At 57.0% G+C, this 16,453-nt stretch carries 18 protein-coding genes; 7 read left to right on the forward strand and 11 right to left on the reverse strand.

Translation table 11 applies throughout. The features are described 5' to 3' along the window. The first annotated feature begins 38 nt into the window (after positions 1 to 38). Positions 39 to 1,235 (forward strand): sugar transporter, encoded by a 1,197-nt coding sequence (locus FOY96_RS10610; protein WP_143347009.1) that lies wholly within the window; start codon positions 39 to 41, stop codon positions 1,233 to 1,235. Positions 1,236 to 1,278: 43 nt separating this feature from the next. Here FOY96_RS10610 and FOY96_RS10615 read toward each other — a convergent pair whose 3' ends face one another. Next, complete coding sequence (locus tag FOY96_RS10615) at positions 1,279 to 1,944, reverse strand: MarC family NAAT transporter (protein WP_143347010.1); 666 nt, start codon at positions 1,942 to 1,944, stop codon at positions 1,279 to 1,281. A gap of 255 nt (positions 1,945 to 2,199) precedes the next feature. On the opposite strand from FOY96_RS10615, the gene marR reads away from it, so the two are divergent. Genes marR through marB form a run of 3 tightly spaced genes read left to right on the forward strand, consistent with a single transcriptional unit; the run spans position 2,200 to position 3,287 of the window. Beyond that, complete coding sequence (marR, locus tag FOY96_RS10620) at positions 2,200 to 2,634, forward strand: multiple antibiotic resistance transcriptional regulator MarR (RefSeq protein ID WP_008502236.1); 435 nt, start codon at positions 2,200 to 2,202, stop codon at positions 2,632 to 2,634. Between the two features lie 20 nt (positions 2,635 to 2,654). Continuing rightward, positions 2,655 to 3,035: an MDR efflux pump AcrAB transcriptional activator MarA gene (gene marA, locus FOY96_RS10625; RefSeq protein ID WP_008502237.1), complete on the forward strand. Its 381-nt coding sequence runs from the start codon at positions 2,655 to 2,657 to the stop codon at positions 3,033 to 3,035. 33 nt (positions 3,036 to 3,068) lie between these two features. Next, positions 3,069 to 3,287 carry a multiple antibiotic resistance protein MarB gene (marB, locus tag FOY96_RS10630; RefSeq protein WP_143347011.1) on the forward strand — a complete coding sequence of 73 codons (219 nt, stop codon included), beginning with the start codon at positions 3,069 to 3,071 and terminating at the stop codon, positions 3,285 to 3,287. A gap of 32 nt (positions 3,288 to 3,319) precedes the next feature. On the opposite strand, the gene eamA is transcribed toward marB, so the two are convergent. Further along, positions 3,320 to 4,225 carry an O-acetylserine/cysteine exporter gene (eamA, locus tag FOY96_RS10635; RefSeq protein WP_033145532.1) on the reverse strand — a complete coding sequence of 302 codons (906 nt, stop codon included), beginning with the start codon at positions 4,223 to 4,225 and terminating at the stop codon, positions 3,320 to 3,322. A gap of 194 nt (positions 4,226 to 4,419) precedes the next feature. Between eamA and ydeE the strand changes: the two genes are divergently transcribed. Continuing rightward, positions 4,420 to 5,613 (forward strand): efflux MFS transporter YdeE, encoded by a 1,194-nt coding sequence (ydeE, locus tag FOY96_RS10640; RefSeq protein WP_143347012.1) that lies wholly within the window; start codon positions 4,420 to 4,422, stop codon positions 5,611 to 5,613. 46 nt (positions 5,614 to 5,659) lie between these two features. Here the strand turns inward: ydeE and zinT are convergent, their stop codons facing one another. From zinT to FOY96_RS10680, 8 genes are all read right to left on the reverse strand, one after another. Continuing rightward, a complete protein-coding gene (zinT, locus tag FOY96_RS10645; protein WP_087822860.1) occupies positions 5,660 to 6,301 on the reverse strand; it encodes a metal-binding protein ZinT in 642 nt (213 codons plus the stop codon). Positions 6,302 to 6,353: 52 nt separating this feature from the next. Further along, a complete protein-coding gene (gene urtE / locus FOY96_RS10650; RefSeq protein WP_048981366.1) occupies positions 6,354 to 7,052 on the reverse strand; it encodes an urea ABC transporter ATP-binding subunit UrtE in 699 nt (232 codons plus the stop codon). A 9-nt stretch (positions 7,053 to 7,061) separates the two neighbouring features. Continuing rightward, entirely contained in the window at positions 7,062 to 7,859 is a 798-nt protein-coding gene (gene urtD, locus FOY96_RS10655) for an urea ABC transporter ATP-binding protein UrtD (RefSeq protein ID WP_143347013.1), read from the reverse strand. Beyond that, positions 7,859 to 8,932, reverse strand: coding sequence for an urea ABC transporter permease subunit UrtC (gene urtC / locus FOY96_RS10660; protein ID WP_143347014.1), 1,074 nt, complete (start codon positions 8,930 to 8,932; stop codon positions 7,859 to 7,861). Before urtC ends, urtD begins: the two co-directional genes overlap by 1 nt. After that, the gene (gene urtB, locus FOY96_RS10665) at positions 8,932 to 10,506 is read right to left on the reverse strand and encodes an urea ABC transporter permease subunit UrtB (protein WP_096151311.1); all 1,575 of its coding nucleotides are present in this window, start codon (positions 10,504 to 10,506) and stop codon (positions 8,932 to 8,934) included. Before urtB ends, urtC begins: the two co-directional genes overlap by 1 nt. A 22-nt stretch (positions 10,507 to 10,528) precedes the next feature. Beyond that, complete coding sequence (gene urtA, locus FOY96_RS10670) at positions 10,529 to 11,800, reverse strand: urea ABC transporter substrate-binding protein (RefSeq protein ID WP_033145526.1); 1,272 nt, start codon at positions 11,798 to 11,800, stop codon at positions 10,529 to 10,531. Positions 11,801 to 12,003: 203 nt separating this feature from the next. After that, positions 12,004 to 13,107, reverse strand: a complete 1,104-nt coding sequence (locus tag FOY96_RS10675; RefSeq protein ID WP_064672492.1) for a cobalamin-independent methionine synthase II family protein — start codon at positions 13,105 to 13,107, stop codon at positions 12,004 to 12,006. Positions 13,108 to 13,263: 156 nt separating this feature from the next. Continuing rightward, positions 13,264 to 13,677: a rhodanese-like domain-containing protein gene (locus FOY96_RS10680; RefSeq protein ID WP_047060853.1), complete on the reverse strand. Its 414-nt coding sequence runs from the start codon at positions 13,675 to 13,677 to the stop codon at positions 13,264 to 13,266. A 73-nt stretch (positions 13,678 to 13,750) separates the two neighbouring features. Between FOY96_RS10680 and ftrA the strand changes: the two genes are divergently transcribed. Both ftrA and FOY96_RS10690 read left to right on the forward strand, forming a co-directional pair. Beyond that, positions 13,751 to 14,758, forward strand: coding sequence for a transcriptional regulator FtrA (gene ftrA / locus FOY96_RS10685; protein ID WP_143347015.1), 1,008 nt, complete (start codon positions 13,751 to 13,753; stop codon positions 14,756 to 14,758). Positions 14,759 to 15,236: 478 nt separating this feature from the next. Further along, positions 15,237 to 15,773, forward strand: coding sequence for a dihydrofolate reductase family protein (locus FOY96_RS10690; protein ID WP_143347016.1), 537 nt, complete (start codon positions 15,237 to 15,239; stop codon positions 15,771 to 15,773). Between the two features lie 164 nt (positions 15,774 to 15,937). On the opposite strand, the gene FOY96_RS10695 is transcribed toward FOY96_RS10690, so the two are convergent. Further along, positions 15,938 to 16,300 (reverse strand): hypothetical protein, encoded by a 363-nt coding sequence (locus FOY96_RS10695; protein WP_039262500.1) that lies wholly within the window; start codon positions 16,298 to 16,300, stop codon positions 15,938 to 15,940. Between the last annotated feature and the right edge of the window lie 153 nt (positions 16,301 to 16,453).

The raw sequence follows: 16,453 nt of genomic DNA on the forward strand, positions 1-16,453 counted from the left end.
TCTCCTCTTCTTTTCAGCAACGAATCTCCGACACCCCTATGACAACGAACACAGTTTCCCGCAGGGTTGCGTGGCTACGCGTGGTCACGCTGGCCATTGCCGCGTTTATTTTTAACACCACAGAATTTGTTCCGGTTGGGCTGTTGTCTGACATCGCTGAAAGTTTCCAGATGGAAACGGCGCAGGTGGGCATTATGTTGACCATCTACGCCTGGGTTGTGGCGCTGATGTCCTTGCCGTTTATGCTGCTGACCAGCCAGATGGAGCGGCGCAGGCTGCTGATCGGCCTGTTTGTGCTGTTCATCGCCAGCCATGTCCTGTCGTTTATGGCGTGGAATTTTACGGTGCTGGTCATTAGCCGCATCGGTATTGCCTTTGCCCATGCGGTGTTCTGGTCGATCACCGCGTCGCTGGCTATTCGACTCGCGCCAGCGGGTAAACGCGCCCAGGCGCTGAGCCTGATTGCCACCGGTACCGCACTGGCGATGGTGCTGGGTCTGCCGATTGGCCGCATCGTAGGGCAATACTTCGGCTGGCGTACGACGTTCTTCGCCATTGGTATGGGCGCGCTGGTTACGCTGGTATGCCTGATTAAGCTGCTGCCCGCGCTGCCGAGCGAACATTCCGGCTCGCTGAAAAGCCTGCCGCTGCTGATGCGTCGCCCGGCGCTGCTGGGTATCTACCTGCTTACCGTCATTGTGGTGACGGCCCATTACACGGCGTACAGCTACATTGAACCCTTTGTGCAGGTGGTGGCGGGCTTTAGCGCCAACTTTGCCACCGTCCTGCTGTTGATCCTCGGCGGAGCGGGCATTATTGGCAGCGTGCTGTTCGGTAAGCTGGGTAACCGGCATGCGTCAACGCTGGTGAGCTGCGCTATCGGTCTGCTGCTGGCCTGCCTGCTGCTGCTGATGCCTGCCGCAGGCAGTGAAAGCCATCTGGCGATCCTCAGCCTGTGCTGGGGCGTGGCGATCATGATTATTGGTCTGGGCATGCAGGTGAAGGTCCTGGCCCTGGCGCCGGATGCAACGGACGTCGCCATGTCGCTGTTCTCAGGGATTTTCAATCTGGGGATTGGCGCGGGCGCGCTGGTGGGAAATCAGGTAATACTGCACGTATCGATGTCGGCGATTGGCTATCTGGGCGCCATTCCGGCCCTGGTGGCGCTGGTCTGGTCAGTGCTCATCTTCCGTAAATGGCCGGTGGCGCTGGAGGAACAGGGTCAGCACGGGTAAGCCTTCTTGCCGGGTGGCGGCTTCGCCTTACCCGGCAATCACATCAATGATAGGTCTTAATAATTTCCAGCACGCCGTTAATAATAAACTGCACGCCCATACAGACCAGTAAGAAGCCCATCAGACGGGAAATCGCCTCGATACCGCCCTTGCCTACCCAGCGCATAATGGCCCCAGAACTGCGCAGCGACGCCCACACGATAACCCCGATAATCGCAAAAATCAGCGGTGGCGCAAGCGTCAGCACCCAGTCCGGGAAGGTTGCGCTGTCACGCACCGTTGATGCGGAGCTGATGATCATCGCGATGGTACCCGGCCCCGCCGTGCTCGGCATGGCAATCGGCACAAAGGCGATATTCGCACTCGGCTCGGTTTCCAGCTCTTCCGATTTACTGGTCGCTTCCGGCGACTCATGCGCTTTTTGCGCCGGGAACAGCATGCGGAAACCGATAAAGGCCACAATCAGCCCCCCGGCGATACGCAGGCCGGGGATGGAAATCCCGAAGGTGTTCATCACCACCTGTCCGGCATAGTAAGCCACCATCATGATGGCAAACACATACACCGAGGCCATCATCGACTGATGGTTGCGCTCGGCGCTGTTCATGTTCCCTGCCAGCCCGAGGAACAGCGCCACCGTCGTTAACGGGTTAGCCAACGGCAGCAAGACCACCAGCCCAAGGCTGATTGCTTTTATTAAATCCAACATAGTGCGTTGTTGTCCTTATCCATATTTAACACAGCAATTATAGGGTGAAAGTGTGACATTGAGCCATGGGTGCAACGCAACGATTATTTCCGTCCTGGAAAGATAGCTGACAGTTATCTATATGATTTGAAAGACCTCAAAAAAAGTTCATGAAACGTTTTAGCAATTCGTGGCATCGGCTGACTCATTCAGTTGACTTATACTTGCCTGAGCAATAATATCTGCCGTGACTAACTACTTGCCAGGGCAACCATTGTGAAAAGCACCAGTGATATCTTTAACGACGTTGTTCCGCTGGGTCGTCTTATTCATATGGTAAATCAGAAAAAAGATCGCCTGCTCAATGACTATCTGTCACCGCTGGATATCACCGCAACACAGTTCAAAGTGCTGTGTTCCATTCGCTGCGAAGTGTGTATTACACCGGTTGAGCTTAAAAAGGTGCTCTCTGTCGATCTGGGCGCGTTAACCCGCATGCTGGATCGTCTCGTCTGCAAAGGATGGATAGAACGAAGCCCTAACCCGAATGACAAACGCGGCGTACTGGTGAAGCTGACCAGCGATGGCGCGGCCATGTGCGAGCAATGTCATCAATTAGTAGGACAAACACTGCATCAGGAACTAACAAAAAACTTAACGGCAGATGAAGTGGCAACCCTTGAGCTTCTGCTCAAAAAAATACTGCCGTAAACAGAAAAAGAGGTATGACGATGTCCAGACGCAATACTGACGCTATCACCATTCATAGCATTTTGGACTGGATCGAAGATAACCTGGAATCGCCGCTCTCCCTTGAAAAAGTGTCAGAGCGTTCAGGTTACTCCAAATGGCACCTGCAACGGATGTTCAAAAAAGAGACCGGTCATTCATTAGGTCAATACATTCGCAGCCGCAAGCTGACGGAAATTGCCCAGAAACTGAAAGAAAGCAATGAGCCGATCCTTTATCTGGCGGAGCGTTACGGATTTGAATCGCAACAGACCCTGACGCGTACGTTCAAGAACTATTTTGACGTGCCGCCTCATAAGTATCGAATCACCAGCGTGCCGGGCGAATCCCGATACCTGTATCCGTTAAAACACTGTAGTTAATCATCGCCTGTAACAGACGTAACCGAGGAAATCATGAAAGTTACCGCCTCCGCCGCCCTCGCCTTGCTGGTGCTGTTCTCCAGCCAGACCTTCGCGGAGCAAACCCCTCGTGCAACGCAGCAAAATAATCCTGATACGATGATTTTGCCGTCAGCACATGACCAGTCGCATTATGATTTCAACCATATGGGTGCTGGTAGCGACAAATCCGACGAATTAGGCGTGCCTTATTATAATCAGCACGGCCTCTGATTCGTTTTTGCCCCGCAGACGCGGGGCTTTTTTTATGCCTTTTCGCTTACCCGCGTCGCCCGACGAACCCGCAGACCAAACACGTTAATGTACAGCCCGGCCATGATCAGCACGGCGCCAAACAGCTGCAGCGCGCTCAGCGTTTCATCCAGCAAGAGTGCCGCACTGGCAAGCCCCACCACCGGCACCAGCAGGGATAACGGCGCCACGCGCCAGGTTTCATAACGCCCCAGCAGCGATCCCCAAATCCCGTAGCCCACAATGGTGGCGACAAAGGCCAGATAGACAAGAGACAGGATTGTGGTCAGATCGATTTCGACCAGACTGTTCAGCATTACATCCGGACCATCCAGAATAAACGACGCCGCCAGAAACGGGATTATCGGGATCAGCGCGCTCCAGACAACCAGGGACATCACCGCCGGGCGCGCCTCGTGCTGCATAATCAGCTTGTTGAAGATATTCCCGCAGGCCCAGCTCAGCCCCGCCGCCAGCGTCAGCATAAAGCCGAGCAGCGCCACATCCTGGCCGTTCAGGCTGGCTTCAATAAGCACCAGCACGCCAAACACCGCCAGCGTGATCCCCGCCAGCTGTTTTCCCTGTAAACGTTCGCCAAACACGAAGGCGCCGAGAATAATGGTAAAGAACGCCTGCGCCTGCAGCACCAGCGAGGCCAGACCGGCCGGCATCCCGAACTTGATGGCGCAGAAGAGAAACGCGAACTGGCCAAAGCTGATGGTCAGGCCATAGCCCAGCAGCAGCTTTAACGGGATCTTCGGACGGGCGACGAAAAAGAGCGCCGGGAACGCGACCAGCAAAAAACGTAAACCGGCCAGCATCAGCGGCGGCATGTTGTGCAACCCCAGCTTGATGACCACAAAATTGAGCCCCCATACTACGACCACCAGCAACGCCAGCAGCCCGTCTTTACGCGTCATACCCTGCCCCTGAATTATTAATTATTTGTTAACAGTTCAAGGTAACAGAAAAAAGCGCGCGGCGAGAAGATCATTAATTATGGCAGTCAGGCGAAGCACTTACGGATAAATTAGGTGCTATACAAGCCCCTTATGTCATGGTAATCCTGTTAACACACGTCTAAAAAAAGCATAAGCAACTGTCGGGCAGGAATATGAAACCATCTCTCAGGCGCTCAACCGCAGCGCTGCTGGCGTCGTCATTGTTATTAACCATCGGTCGGGGGGCAACGCTGCCGTTCATGACCATTTATCTCACGCGCGTCTACAGCATGAGCGTCGAGAATATTGGTTATGCCCTGACGATTGCGCTGACTATCGGCGTGGTGTTCAGCCTGGGATTTGGCATTCTGGCCGATAAGTTTGATAAAAAGCGCTACATGCTGATTGCGATCGTGGCCTTTATCGCGGGGTTTGTCGCGATCCCGCTGGTCGATAACGTCACGCTGGTGGTGCTGTTCTTTGCGCTGATCAACTGCGCCTATTCCGTCTTTTCGACGGTGCTGAAGGCCTGGTTCTCCGACGTGCTCACCGCAAGCCAGAAAGCGCGCGTTTTCTCGCTTAACTACAGCTTTCTGAACATTGGCTGGACGATCGGGCCGCCGATTGGCACCCTGCTGGTGATGTACAGCCTGCAGCTGCCGTTCTGGCTGGCAGCCTTCTGCGCCGCGCTGCCGCTCGGATTCATCCATTTCTTCGTGCAGAAAAGCGTTGCGCTGGATACCGCCGAGGAGAAGATGCCCTGGCAGCCGTCGGTATTGCTGAAAGACCGCGCGCTGTTCTGGTACACGCTCTCTGGCCTGCTGGCGTCATACGTCGGAGGATCGTTCGCGACCTGTATTTCGCAATACGTTCTGGCCGCGCATGCAGACAGTAATTTCGCCGAAAAGGTGGTCGCCGTGGTATTGCCCGTCAACGCCGCCGTGGTGGTGACGTTGCAATATGCGCTGGGCCGCAAGATCTCTGCCAGCAATATTCGCCCGCTGATGACCCTCGCCACCCTGTTTTTTATCGTGGGGCTGGGTGGCTTTATGCTCTCCGGGGAAAACCTGGTTTACTGGGGCATCGCTGCCGCCATCTTTACCCTGGGTGAGATTATCTATGCACCGGGCGAATACATGCTGATCGACAACATTGCCCCGCCGGGGATGAAGGCAAGCTATTTCTCTGCGCAGGCGCTGGGCTGGCTCGGCGCGGCGGCAAACCCGATGATCACCGGTATTATCCTGACCAACCTGCCGCACTGGTCGCTATTTGTCATCATGATGGTTGCCATCGTCATGGCGTGGCTGATGGTTTTGCGTGGGATGAGCGTGAAGGCGTGGTGTGAAACGCCCAACGTGGCGTAGCGCTTCCAGGCCGGGTGAGGCGTAGCCGCCACCCGGCAATAAAGCATCAGTGGTGCAGCATTTCCTCTACCACCTGCTCTTTGTACATCTCATTCGGATAATAGGTCGGCCAGTTATCCATCTCTTTCAGCAGCGCCTCGTGGGAGGTGTTGCCCATGAAAATGTGGAAGTGCGAAGAGGCCTTCGGGGCGATGGTGTGGTCGCTGAACTGAACAAACTTCGGTGCCTTGCTGCCGGCATCCTTACACTCAAACAGGTAGCGAACGCCTTTTTTGCCCGATGCGTAGGTCAGTATTTTGTAGCCGCTGTAATCATACTGACAGCGGCTGACCGCTTTGCCCTTATGAAATTCCATCACGTTGTTTTCGATGCCGATAGCATCCACGTCCGTCGCATAGCCCTTGCGGTAGTATGCTTTCACCTCGTCAAAGGTTTTGCTTTTGTCTTTCTGCGCTTTCTGTTTAAAAACCGGATCCAGCGAGCCGTCCATCAGGAACGGATAGACCGACTGCCAGGTCCCGTCCCAGTCAGACAGCGCTCTGTCCTTCACGTCCTTATCCTCAAACACGCCGTTCGCCGCCCTCTGTTCCGCTTCGGTCATCTGATGGCCGTGCGAGTGAGCAAACAGCTGGCCGCTGACCAGCAGCGCCCCCAGAGTCATGGCAAATTTCCCAAAATGTGCAGCCAACATAACACCCTCATTCCGTTTTATAAGAATGCGGATGTTATATTATAACATTTCAAATCGCAACCAATCCGCGAACGCCCTCCTGCTCCATGTTTTCACCCCGGCCGCGCTGGATAATGGTGCCGCGCGACATCAGCAGATAGCTGTCGGCCAGCTCGGCGGCAAAGTCGTAAAACTGTTCGACCAGCAGGATCGCCATGTCGCCTCGGTTCGCCAGGGTGCGGATCACCTGTCCAATCTCTTTAATCACCGATGGCTGTATGCCTTCGGTCGGCTCATCGAGAATCAACAGCTGCGGACGGCTCGCCAGCGCGCGACCAATCGCCAGCTGCTGCTGCTGTCCACCGGAAAGATCGCCCCCGCGACGATGCCTCATCTCTTTAAGCACCGGAAACAGCTGCCAGATCTCATCCGGAACCTGCTTCGCCTCGCGGGCGGAAAAACGCGACAGCCCGAGCAGAAGATTCTCTTCCACGGTCAGGCGCGGGAAAATCTCGCGGCCCTGCGGGACGTACGCCACGCCAGAGTGCACCCGCTGGTGCGGCTTGCTGTGGGTGATTTTTTTACCCTGCCAGATAACCTCCCCGGTTTTCGCCGGGATCAGCCCCATCAGACACTTCAGCAGCGTGGTTTTCCCGACGCCGTTGCGCCCCAGCAGGCAGGTGACCTCTCCGGTGACGGCCTCAAAACTCACGCCGCGCAGGATATGGCTGCCGCCGTAATACTGATTCAGTTCGTTAACCTGTAACATCATCGCTCCTTAGCGCCCCAGATAGACCTCAATCACCTGCTCGTTAGCCTGCACCTCGCGAAGCGAACCTTCCGCCAGCACGCGGCCCTGATGCAGCACCGTGACGTGGTCGGCGATAGTCTCAACAAAGCCCATATCGTGCTCCACCACCATCAGGGAGTGCTTACCCGCCAGCGTTTTGAACAGCTCGGCGGTGTATTCGGTTTCCGCGTCGGTCATCCCGGCGGCCGGTTCATCCAGCAGCAGCAGGTGCGGGTCCTGCACCAGAAGCATACCGATTTCCAGAAACTGTTTTTGCCCGTGAGAAAGCAGCCCGGCGCGTCGGTCGCGCTCGCAGCTAAGGCGCAGCAAAACCAGCATCTCATCGATGCGGTCGCGCTGTTCACCGTTGAGTTTTGCCCGCAGGCTCGCCCAGACGGATTTATCGGTTTTCATGGCGATCTCCAGGTTTTCCCACACCGTCAGCGCTTCAAAAACCGTGGGCTTCTGGAATTTACGGCCGATCCCCTGGCGGGCAATGGCCGCGGGCTCCAGCGCGGTCAGGTCGATAGACTGATCGTAAATCGCCCTGCCGCTATTTGGCCGCGTTTTGCCGGTGATGACGTCCATCAGCGTGGTTTTACCGGCGCCGTTAGGGCCAATCACGCAGCGCAGCTCGCCCACGCCGATATTCAGCGACAGATCGGTCAGGGCCTGAAATCCGTCAAAATTGACGTTAATGGCCTCAAGCTGCAGCACCGGGTCGGTCTGTTCACGGTAACGATCGCCCGGCAACTGGCGGGTAAATAACCCTTCGGCTGGCTGCATTATTTATCTCCCTTTCGAAACAGACCGTAGACGCCGCGCGGTAAAAACAGCGTGACGGCGATGAAAATCAGCCCCAGGAACAGCTGCCAGTATTCCGGCATCGCGACGGTGAAGAAGCTCTTGGCGCCGTTCACCAGCGCCGCGCCAATCACTGGCCCGACCAGCGTGCCGCGCCCGCCCAGCGCCACCCAGATCGCGGCTTCAATCGAGTTGGTCGGCGACATTTCGCCGGGGTTAATTATGCCCACCTGCGGGACGTACAGCGCCCCCGCCAGGCCGCACAGCACGGCGGAAAGCGTCCATACCAGCAGCTTGAACCCGCGCGGATCGTAGCCGCAAAACGTCAGGCGGTTTTCGGCGTCGCGAACGGCGGTCAGGATGCGGCCAAACTTGCTCTTCGCCAGGGCAAATCCGGTGCCTAACGCCAGAAGCAGCAACAGCACGGTCGCCAGAAACAGCGCGATACGGGTGGTCGTTTCCGTTACCGAAAACCCGAGCAGCGTGGTGAAGCCGGTAAAGCCGTTATTGCCGCCAAAACCGGTTTCGTTGCGAAAGAACAGCAGCATCCCGGCATAGGTCAGCGCCTGGGTCATAATCGAGAAATAGACCCCTTTGATCTTTGAACGGAAGGCGAACCAGCCGAACACCAGTGCCAGCAGGCCCGGCACCATCACAATCAGCACCAGCGCCCAGGCAAAATGCTGGGTTCCCCACCAGAACCACGGCAGCTCGCTCCAGGAGAGAAACGACATAAACGCAGGAAGACCGTCACCCGCAGCCTGACGCATCAGGTACATGCCCATCGCGTAGCCGCCCAGGGCGAAGAAGATGCCGTGCCCAAGAGAGAGCATCCCGGCGTAGCCCCACACCAGATCCAGCGCCACCGCAACGATGGCATAGCAGAGGATCTTGCCAATCAACGTCAGCATCCAGGTCGACAGCGCCAGCGGATGCGTCGCAGGCAGTAAGGCGAAAAACGGTAATATCAGCAGACACACCACCATCAGGCTACCTGCAAGTTGCGTTGTGCGCGGCGCTTTGCGCGCCAGCGTTAAGGTCAGCGGCTGGCTCATCAGTCAATCACCCTCCCTTTCAGCGCAAACAGCCCCTGAGGGCGTTTTTGAATAAACAGCACGATCGCCACCAGAATCACGATCTTGCCCAGCACCGCCCCCATCTGCGGTTCAAGAATTTTATTGAAAATACCCAGACCAAACGCCGCGGCCACGCTGCCTGCCAGCTGGCCTACGCCACCGAGAACGACCACGAGGAAAGAGTCGATGATGTAGCCCTGACCCAGCTCCGGCCCGACGTTACCGAGCTGCGATAGCGCCACGCCGCCTAACCCCGCAATTCCTGAGCCAAGCCCAAACGCCAGCATATCGACGCGGCCTGTCGGTACCCCGCAGCAGGCGGCCATGCTGCGGTTCTGCGTCACCGCACGCACGTTGAGCCCCAGACGGGTTTTATTCAGAATGAGCCAGGTAAAGAACAGCACCAGCAGCACGAAGCCCAGCACCACGATGCGGTTCCACGGCAGCGTCAGGTTGGCAAAAACCTGCACCCCGCCGGACAGCCATGCCGGGTTGGCCACCTCCAGGTTCTGGGCGCCAAACGTCATGCGCACCAGCTGGATGAGCATCAGGCTAATCCCCCACGTTGCCAGCAGCGTTTCCAGCGGACGACCGTACAGATGGCGGATCACGGTGCGCTCCAGCACCATCCCGATGCCCGCCGTCAGGCAGAACGCGACTGGAAGCGCGATAACGGGATAGAGCGCCAGCCACTGGGGCGCAAGCCCGGCCATTGCCTGCTGCACCATCCAGGTGGCATACGCTCCCAGCATCAGCATCTCACCGTGCGCCATATTGATGACGCCCAGCAGGCCGTAGGTGATGGCAAGCCCCAGCGCCGCCAGCAGCAGCACCGACCCCAGAGAGAGCCCCATAAACGCCTGGCCCAGCAGATCGCCCCACATCAGTCGATGCTGGATCTGGCTCAGGCTCTCCTGCGCGGCGGCGCGCACCCCGGCATCCGGCTCTGTCTGTGCCTGGGTAAACGGGGTAAGTCTGGACTCCACGTCAGGATCGTCGGACTGCCCTAATAACTCGACGGCCTTGCGGCGCACCTCTGCCTGCGGGCTGGCTAGCTGGAGATTCGCTACCGCCAGTAAAAGCGCCTGACGTGCCACCGCGTCCGTTTCATCGTTTACCCGCTTTTCCAGAAAAGCGAGCATTCCAGGCTGGGCATCCCGCTGAAGCTGACGGGCCGCCGCCCGCCTTTCTGTGACACTGTCACTCACCAGCTGATGCGTAGCGATGGCCGTGGCGGCCAGCACGCGCAGCCGGTTGGTCAGACGAACGGCTTTGGCTGCCCCTTCGGTCGACTTAGCGTCACCGAGCGAAACCATTTGACCGTTGCGCTGCGCAAAGGCGTGCTTTTGACTGTCGGTATACAGGTTTTCTTTTTGCAGTGCCTGCAGCAGCGGCAGCCTCGCGGCGTCCGGCGCGGCGGCCCACTGCGTCAGCAACTCCGCCTGCTGGCTGCGGCTGGCGGCAACAAAACGATCGGCATCCGATGCCTGCGCCATCCCTGGCAGCAGTCCGGAAAGCCATACAAGAGCGATGAACATGCGCATGGCGTTCATGACGTTTCTCCCTGGTGATGGCTTAGTTGCTGGCGGTTTTCATCGGCTGGTCGGGCTTTTTATCGTTACCGGCGATGAACGGGCTCCACGGCTGGGCGCGTACCGGCTGTTCTGTCTGCCACACCACGTTGAACTGACCGTTGCCTTCGATTTCACCGATCATGACCGGCTTATGCAGATGGTGGTTGGTGGCATCCATGGTGAGCGTAAAGCCTGACGGCGCCTTAAAGGACTGACCGGCCATCGCCGCACGCACTTTATCCACGTCGGTTGTGCCCGCTTTTTCCACCGCCTGCGCCCACATATGGATCCCCACGTAAGTCGCTTCCATCGGGTCGTTGGTCACCACGGTATCGGCATTCGGCAGCTTGTGCGCCTTCGCATAGGCTTTGTAATCCGCCACGAAGGCCTGGTTGGTCGGGTTATCCACGGATTCAAAGTAGTTCCACGCCGCGAGGTTGCCGACCAGCGGTTTGGTGTCGATCCCGCGCAGCTCTTCTTCACCCACGGAGAACGCCACCACCGGCACGTCGGTTGCCTTCAGACCCTGGTTAGCCAGCTCTTTGTAGAACGGAACGTTGGAATCGCCGTTGATGGTCGACACCACGGCGGTTTTGCCGCCCGCGGAGAATTTCTTGATGTTGGCGACGATGGTCTGGTAGTCGCTGTGACCGAACGGGGTATAAACCTCCTCGATGTCCTTATCCTCCACCCCTTTCGAATGCAGGAACGCGCGCAGGATCTTGTTGGTGGTGCGCGGGTAAACATAGTCCGTGCCCAGCAGGAAGAAGCGCTTCGCCGCGCCGCCGTCTTCGCTCATCAGGTATTCCACCGCGGGGATGGCCTGCTGGTTCGGCGCGGCGCCGGTATAGAAGACGTTTGGCGACATCTCTTCGCCTTCATACTGCACCGGATAGAACAGCAGACCGTTCAGCTCCTCGAAGACCGGCAGCACGGATTTGCGCGATACCGACGTCCAGCAGCCGAATACCACCGCCACTTTATCCTGACTTAACAGCTGGCGCGCCTTCTCGGCAAACAGCGGCCAGTTTGAGGCGGGATCCACCACCACCGGCTCCAGTTTTTTACCCAGCACGCCGCCTTTCGCGTTGATCTCGTCGATGGTCATCAGCGCGACGTCTTTCAGCGGCGTTTCGGAGATGGCCATGGTGCCGGAAAGAGAATGCATGATCCCCACTTTGATGGTATCGGCCGCCTGCACGCCAAAACTCATTCCCATCGTCACGACGGATGCGGATAACGCAAAGGCTTTTAATAAGGTACGACGCTGCATATTTTCACTCCTGAAAAAGAACGCTGTGCGAAAACGTCCGTTACGGCGTGGACGCGGAAAAAAAATGTGTCAGCGAAGCAGGAGCAAAAAGGATGCCAGAATGGAGGAAGCGCTATTTCAGGAAGGGGAACGCAGGATGTAAAGAGAACGTCTCAGAATGGCACAGCGCTGCACTTTTATAATGCAGCGCTGTGGATGAGGCTTTACCAGACTTCGCTGGCGATCTGCGTAACCAGACGGACTTTGTCCCACTGCTGGGATTCGCTCAGGCTGTTGCCCTCTTCGGTAGAGGCAAAGCCGCACTGCGGGCTGAGGCAAATTTGCTCTTTTGCCACGTATTTCGCCGCCTCTTCCAGACGAGCTTTAATCCCCTCCGGGTTCTCCAGCTCGCCGTTTTTCGTGGTGATCAGGCCCAGCACCACCTGCTGCTTGCCCGGGCGAACGAAGCGCAATGGCGCGAAATCCCCGCTGCGGTCGTTGTCGTATTCCAGGAAGAACGCGTCAACGTTGACCGTCCCGAACAGCACTTCCGCCACCGGCTCATAGCCGCCTTCGGAAATCCAGGTTGAACGGAAGTTACCGCGGCAGACGTGCAGCCCGATGGTCAGATCGTCCGGCTTGCCTTCCAGAGCCTTGTTCAGAACGCGGGCATAGATGCGTGCCAGCTCATCGGCATCGTCACCGCGCTCGCGGATCTGACGGCGCTGATCGTCCGAACAGAGATAGGCCCAGACGGTATCGTCCAGCTGCAGGTAACGGCAGCCCGCGTCGTAAAATGCGCGGATGGCGTCGCGCCAGGTGGTCGCCAGATCGTCGAAATAGTCATTCAGATCCGGGTAGACCGTCGCATCGATGTCTTTACGGCCGCCGCGGAAATGGAGCACGCTCGGGCTGGGAATGGTCATCTTCGGCTGAGCATTGCCGCTGATGCTTTTCAGGTAACGGAAATCTTCGAGCATCGGGTGGTCGCCAAAGCCCAGCTTGCCGGTGACGCGCACGCCGTGGGCTTTGGTTTGTACCCCGTTGAACTGAATGCCCTGCTGCGAATCGTAACGCTCAACGCCCTGCAGACCGTCAAAGAAGTCGAAGTGCCACCAGGCACGGCGAAATTCACCGTCGGTGACCACATGCAGGCCGCACGCACACTGCTGCTCAACGACGTGGCGAATGGCATCATCCTCTACCGCGCGAAGCTGTCCGGCGTCAATTTCGCCGCTGGCGAACTTCAGGCGAGCCTCTTTGATGGCATCCGGGCGTAAAAAACTGCCGACTACATCGGCGCGGTACGGGGCGTGCTGTCGTTGCATGGAAATCTCCTCAGTCTGCCGGCGATAATTGCCAGCAGTGATAATTCATCATTTGAAGCTTTAGACTTCTGGATGTCTAAATGTCCAAAAAAGATGTCATACCTGTCCTGCTCCGGCAAACGAGAAAATTTCACGGGTGTTGAAAAAAATTCATCTTCACAGCGCGACGGCGGTTTCGCTGCTGGCAAAGGCGAACTTTTCATCCTCCCAGCCGGTGATCCCCCCGAGCATGATTTTGACCGGCAGCCCGAGGCGCGCCAGCTTCAGCGCGGCTCTGTCCGCGCCGTTACAGTGCGGCCCTGCGCAGTAAACGACGAACAGCGTGCCTTCAGGCCATTGGGCCATGCGCTCGGCGGTCATCTGGCTCCGCGGCAGGTGCAGTGCGCCGGGCACGTGACGGCGGGCAAACTGCTCCGGGCTGCCCACCACGTGCAGCAACACAAAGTCCTGCTCATTATTGGCGATGGCGTGATGCACATCCGCGCAGTCGGTTTCAACACTCAGGCGGCGCAGAAAATGGGTAACGGCTTCCTGCGGCTCGGCAGCCGGAAATTCAGTAACATAGCTCATGATCCTTCCTCATCTTTGGCGTTTGTGTTAACACTACTCTATCCACAAATTCAGCCCGTGAATGCGTTCGCTTATGCCAGAAAACAGCAAAAAGATGACAAACTTAAGACAAATTGCCCGCCCGCAGGTAGTCGTGCTGGCGTATGACGGTCTGTGTACCTTTGAGTTTGGCGTAGCGGTGGAGATCTTCGGCCTGCCGCGTCCCGAGCTTGGCGATGAATGGTATCGTTTTGCGGTGGCGAGCGTGGACAGCGGTGAACTTCGGGCAACTGGCGGGATCCGCATCGTTGCCGATGGTGATTTAAGCCTGCTTGCGTCTGCGGACCTGATTGTGGTTCCCGGCTGGCGGGGGCTGGATTCACCGGTTCCGGACGCGCTCTGCGAGGCACTACGCCAGGCCAGCGCGCGAGGATGCCGGCTGCTCTCCATCTGTTCGGGGGTGTTTGTGCTGGCCGCTACGGGGCTGCTGAACGGCCGCAAAGCCACAACCCACTGGCGCTACATTGACGCGCTTAAAGCCCGCTACCCTGACATCGACGTGGTTGAGGATGTGCTCTACCAGGACGAAGGCGATATTCTGACGTCCGCCGGCAGCGCGGCGGGAATCGATCTCTGTCTGCACGTTGTGCGGCGGGATTATGGCATGGAAACCGCCAACAGCGTGGCGCGTCGGCTGGTCATTCCCCCTCACCGGGATGGTTCACAGCCACAACAGCTGAGCCGCCCGGTAGCCCAGCTGCGGGAAAGCCAGCGTCTCGGCCAGCTGTTTGACTTTCTGCACACGCATCTTATCGAGGCGCACAGCGTCGACTCCCTGGCGCGTCGGGTCGGAATGAGCCAGCGCACCTTCCTTCGTCGCTTCGAGGCGGCAACGGGGACGACGCCCGCACGCTGGTTAATCAATGAACGCCTGCTCAGGGCAAAAGATTATCTGGAAAGCAGTCGGTTAAGCATCGACAGCATCGCTGAACAGACCGGGTTTGGTCAGGCATCAACACTGCGTCATCATTTTCGCCAGCAGTTCGCGCTTTCCCCGGCTCAGTATCGCAAACAATTTTCACGTCCGGGTACTGCCCGCTAACGGTTGAGGGTTCCCCACAAAATAATGCCTGCACGGACGCCCCCCTCTCCCTTGAGGGAGAGGGCTGGGGTGAGGGGGAACATACGGCTCTGGTGGTCATTCCGTTCACTTTATGTTCCTTGCTATTCTTTAACGACATAACCTGTGAACGTGCCAGGGTGGCTCAATCGCCACCACCCTGGCGACCCGGGCTCCCGGCGGTAAATCGCCGCTTCGCGGTGCCCTCAGCTTATTCCTTCAGGCTATCGGGTCGGGCATGAGCCTGCATCCCTGCAGGCCACGCCCTCTCGGCGCATCCCTGCGCCTCGCCCCGGCCTTATGGAAACGCTTCGGCGATTTACAGCCGGACCAGGGCATCGCTGTAAGTCTGTCATTATTCTGAAGACAGTCTTATTGCTTCAGAATACACGTTTACAAAGGGGCCCCTCTCCGCTAAGAGGAAGATTCATTTTTTAATTTTCGTAATACGGAGCACCTGATGGTCACCACACACGTTTTTATCGCGGTTAGTCTTGATGGCTACATCGCCCGACAGAATGACGATATCGACTGGCTGCTGCAGCGCGACGATCCCACAGAAGATCATGGCTATGAGGCGTTCATCGCGGACAAAGAGTGGATCGTGATGGGCCGGGGTAGCTATGAGAAGGTACTGACCTTTGACGCATGGCCTTATGAACGGCCCGTGCTGGTACTCTCCCGACAGCTGGGCGGTACGACCGTGCCGGAGGCGCTGAAGGGAAAAGTGCAGTTTTCATCCCGGACGCCAAAGGAGGTGCTGGACGATCTCGCTGCGCAGAACGTTCATCGGGTCTATCTCGATGGCGGACAGGTGATCCAGTCATTCCTGCGCGAAGGGCTGGTGGCCGATATGGTGATCACGACCGTTCCTGTCCTGCTCGGAGCGGGAAAACCGCTTTTCGGAACCCTTCCTCAGGATATCGATTTAATTCTGGTATCCAGCCGCAGTTTCCCTTCGGGTCTGGTGCAGTCACATTATCGACTGAGGCCATAACCCTATCGCGACGGCCTGCGCAAAAAAAAACCGCCAATAACTGGCGGTAAATGCTTGCATGGATAGATTTGTGTTTTGGTCTCTACGTCCCGACACTCCGTGGCCGGGCTGCGGATCCCTTACAACCTAACACCTGTTGTCTTAACGAACGCTAAACAACCTTATTAACCTGCATGGGTATTGATCTGCAAATAACGCATAAGCCCCTGCTCAGCGCTCTGTTTTGCGTCGTCATTAAGGGCTTCAAGATAAAAGGAGCGAGCGACACCATAAGGTGCTTTTTCAGAGGGATACACCGCAAACTGGAATGTTTTTCCTCTTGCCTGATGAGTACAATCTAATTCCCAGCGCCGATCGTTTATTTTTTTGCTTGAGCAGGCAACGCCACCATAATCGCTGGTTAAATAGGAACCCACGCGAATTTCCGCAGAACGAATATATTCTGGTTCATCATTAGCTGCATAACGAATCCCTGCAGCGGCCACAACAGCAACCGCCAGAAGCGCAAGCGCTATTATTTTTTTCATTTAGAAATGACCTGTTCCTTAGCCAGAGACTTACTATTATATAAGGTTTATCCTTAATGCAAATATCTAATTGAGGTCCAGAAATGGTACTTTACAAAGCGTCATGGTTTTTTTAGGAAATATCTTAACCGTAATTCCGAACCCACATTATTT

This window comes from Enterobacter asburiae (assembly GCF_007035645.1).
GTDB classification, from domain to species: domain Bacteria; phylum Pseudomonadota; class Gammaproteobacteria; order Enterobacterales; family Enterobacteriaceae; genus Enterobacter; species Enterobacter asburiae_B.

Excerpts from the sequence above, each read along its gene's own strand:
- FOY96_RS10610 (WP_143347009.1), top strand. The coding sequence starts at position 39 with ATGACAACGAACACAGTTTCCCGCAGGGTTGCGTGGCTACGCGTGGTC.
- FOY96_RS10615 (WP_143347010.1), bottom strand. The coding sequence starts at position 1,944 with ATGTTGGATTTAATAAAAGCAATCAGCCTTGGGCTGGTGGTCTTGCTG.
- marA (WP_008502237.1), top strand. The coding sequence starts at position 2,655 with ATGTCCAGACGCAATACTGACGCTATCACCATTCATAGCATTTTGGAC.
- marB (WP_143347011.1), top strand. The coding sequence starts at position 3,069 with ATGAAAGTTACCGCCTCCGCCGCCCTCGCCTTGCTGGTGCTGTTCTCC.
- eamA (WP_033145532.1), bottom strand. The coding sequence starts at position 4,225 with ATGACGCGTAAAGACGGGCTGCTGGCGTTGCTGGTGGTCGTAGTATGG.
- ydeE (WP_143347012.1), top strand. The coding sequence starts at position 4,420 with ATGAAACCATCTCTCAGGCGCTCAACCGCAGCGCTGCTGGCGTCGTCA.
- urtE (WP_048981366.1), bottom strand. The coding sequence starts at position 7,052 with ATGTTACAGGTTAACGAACTGAATCAGTATTACGGCGGCAGCCATATC.
- urtD (WP_143347013.1), bottom strand. The coding sequence starts at position 7,859 with ATGCAGCCAGCCGAAGGGTTATTTACCCGCCAGTTGCCGGGCGATCGT.
- urtC (WP_143347014.1), bottom strand. The coding sequence starts at position 8,932 with ATGAGCCAGCCGCTGACCTTAACGCTGGCGCGCAAAGCGCCGCGCACA.
- urtB (WP_096151311.1), bottom strand. The coding sequence starts at position 10,506 with ATGAACGCCATGCGCATGTTCATCGCTCTTGTATGGCTTTCCGGACTG.
- urtA (WP_033145526.1), bottom strand. The coding sequence starts at position 11,800 with ATGCAGCGTCGTACCTTATTAAAAGCCTTTGCGTTATCCGCATCCGTC.
- FOY96_RS10675 (WP_064672492.1), bottom strand. The coding sequence starts at position 13,107 with ATGCAACGACAGCACGCCCCGTACCGCGCCGATGTAGTCGGCAGTTTT.
- FOY96_RS10680 (WP_047060853.1), bottom strand. The coding sequence starts at position 13,677 with ATGAGCTATGTTACTGAATTTCCGGCTGCCGAGCCGCAGGAAGCCGTT.
- ftrA (WP_143347015.1), top strand. The coding sequence starts at position 13,751 with ATGCCAGAAAACAGCAAAAAGATGACAAACTTAAGACAAATTGCCCGC.
- FOY96_RS10690 (WP_143347016.1), top strand. The coding sequence starts at position 15,237 with ATGGTCACCACACACGTTTTTATCGCGGTTAGTCTTGATGGCTACATC.
- FOY96_RS10695 (WP_039262500.1), bottom strand. The coding sequence starts at position 16,300 with ATGAAAAAAATAATAGCGCTTGCGCTTCTGGCGGTTGCTGTTGTGGCC.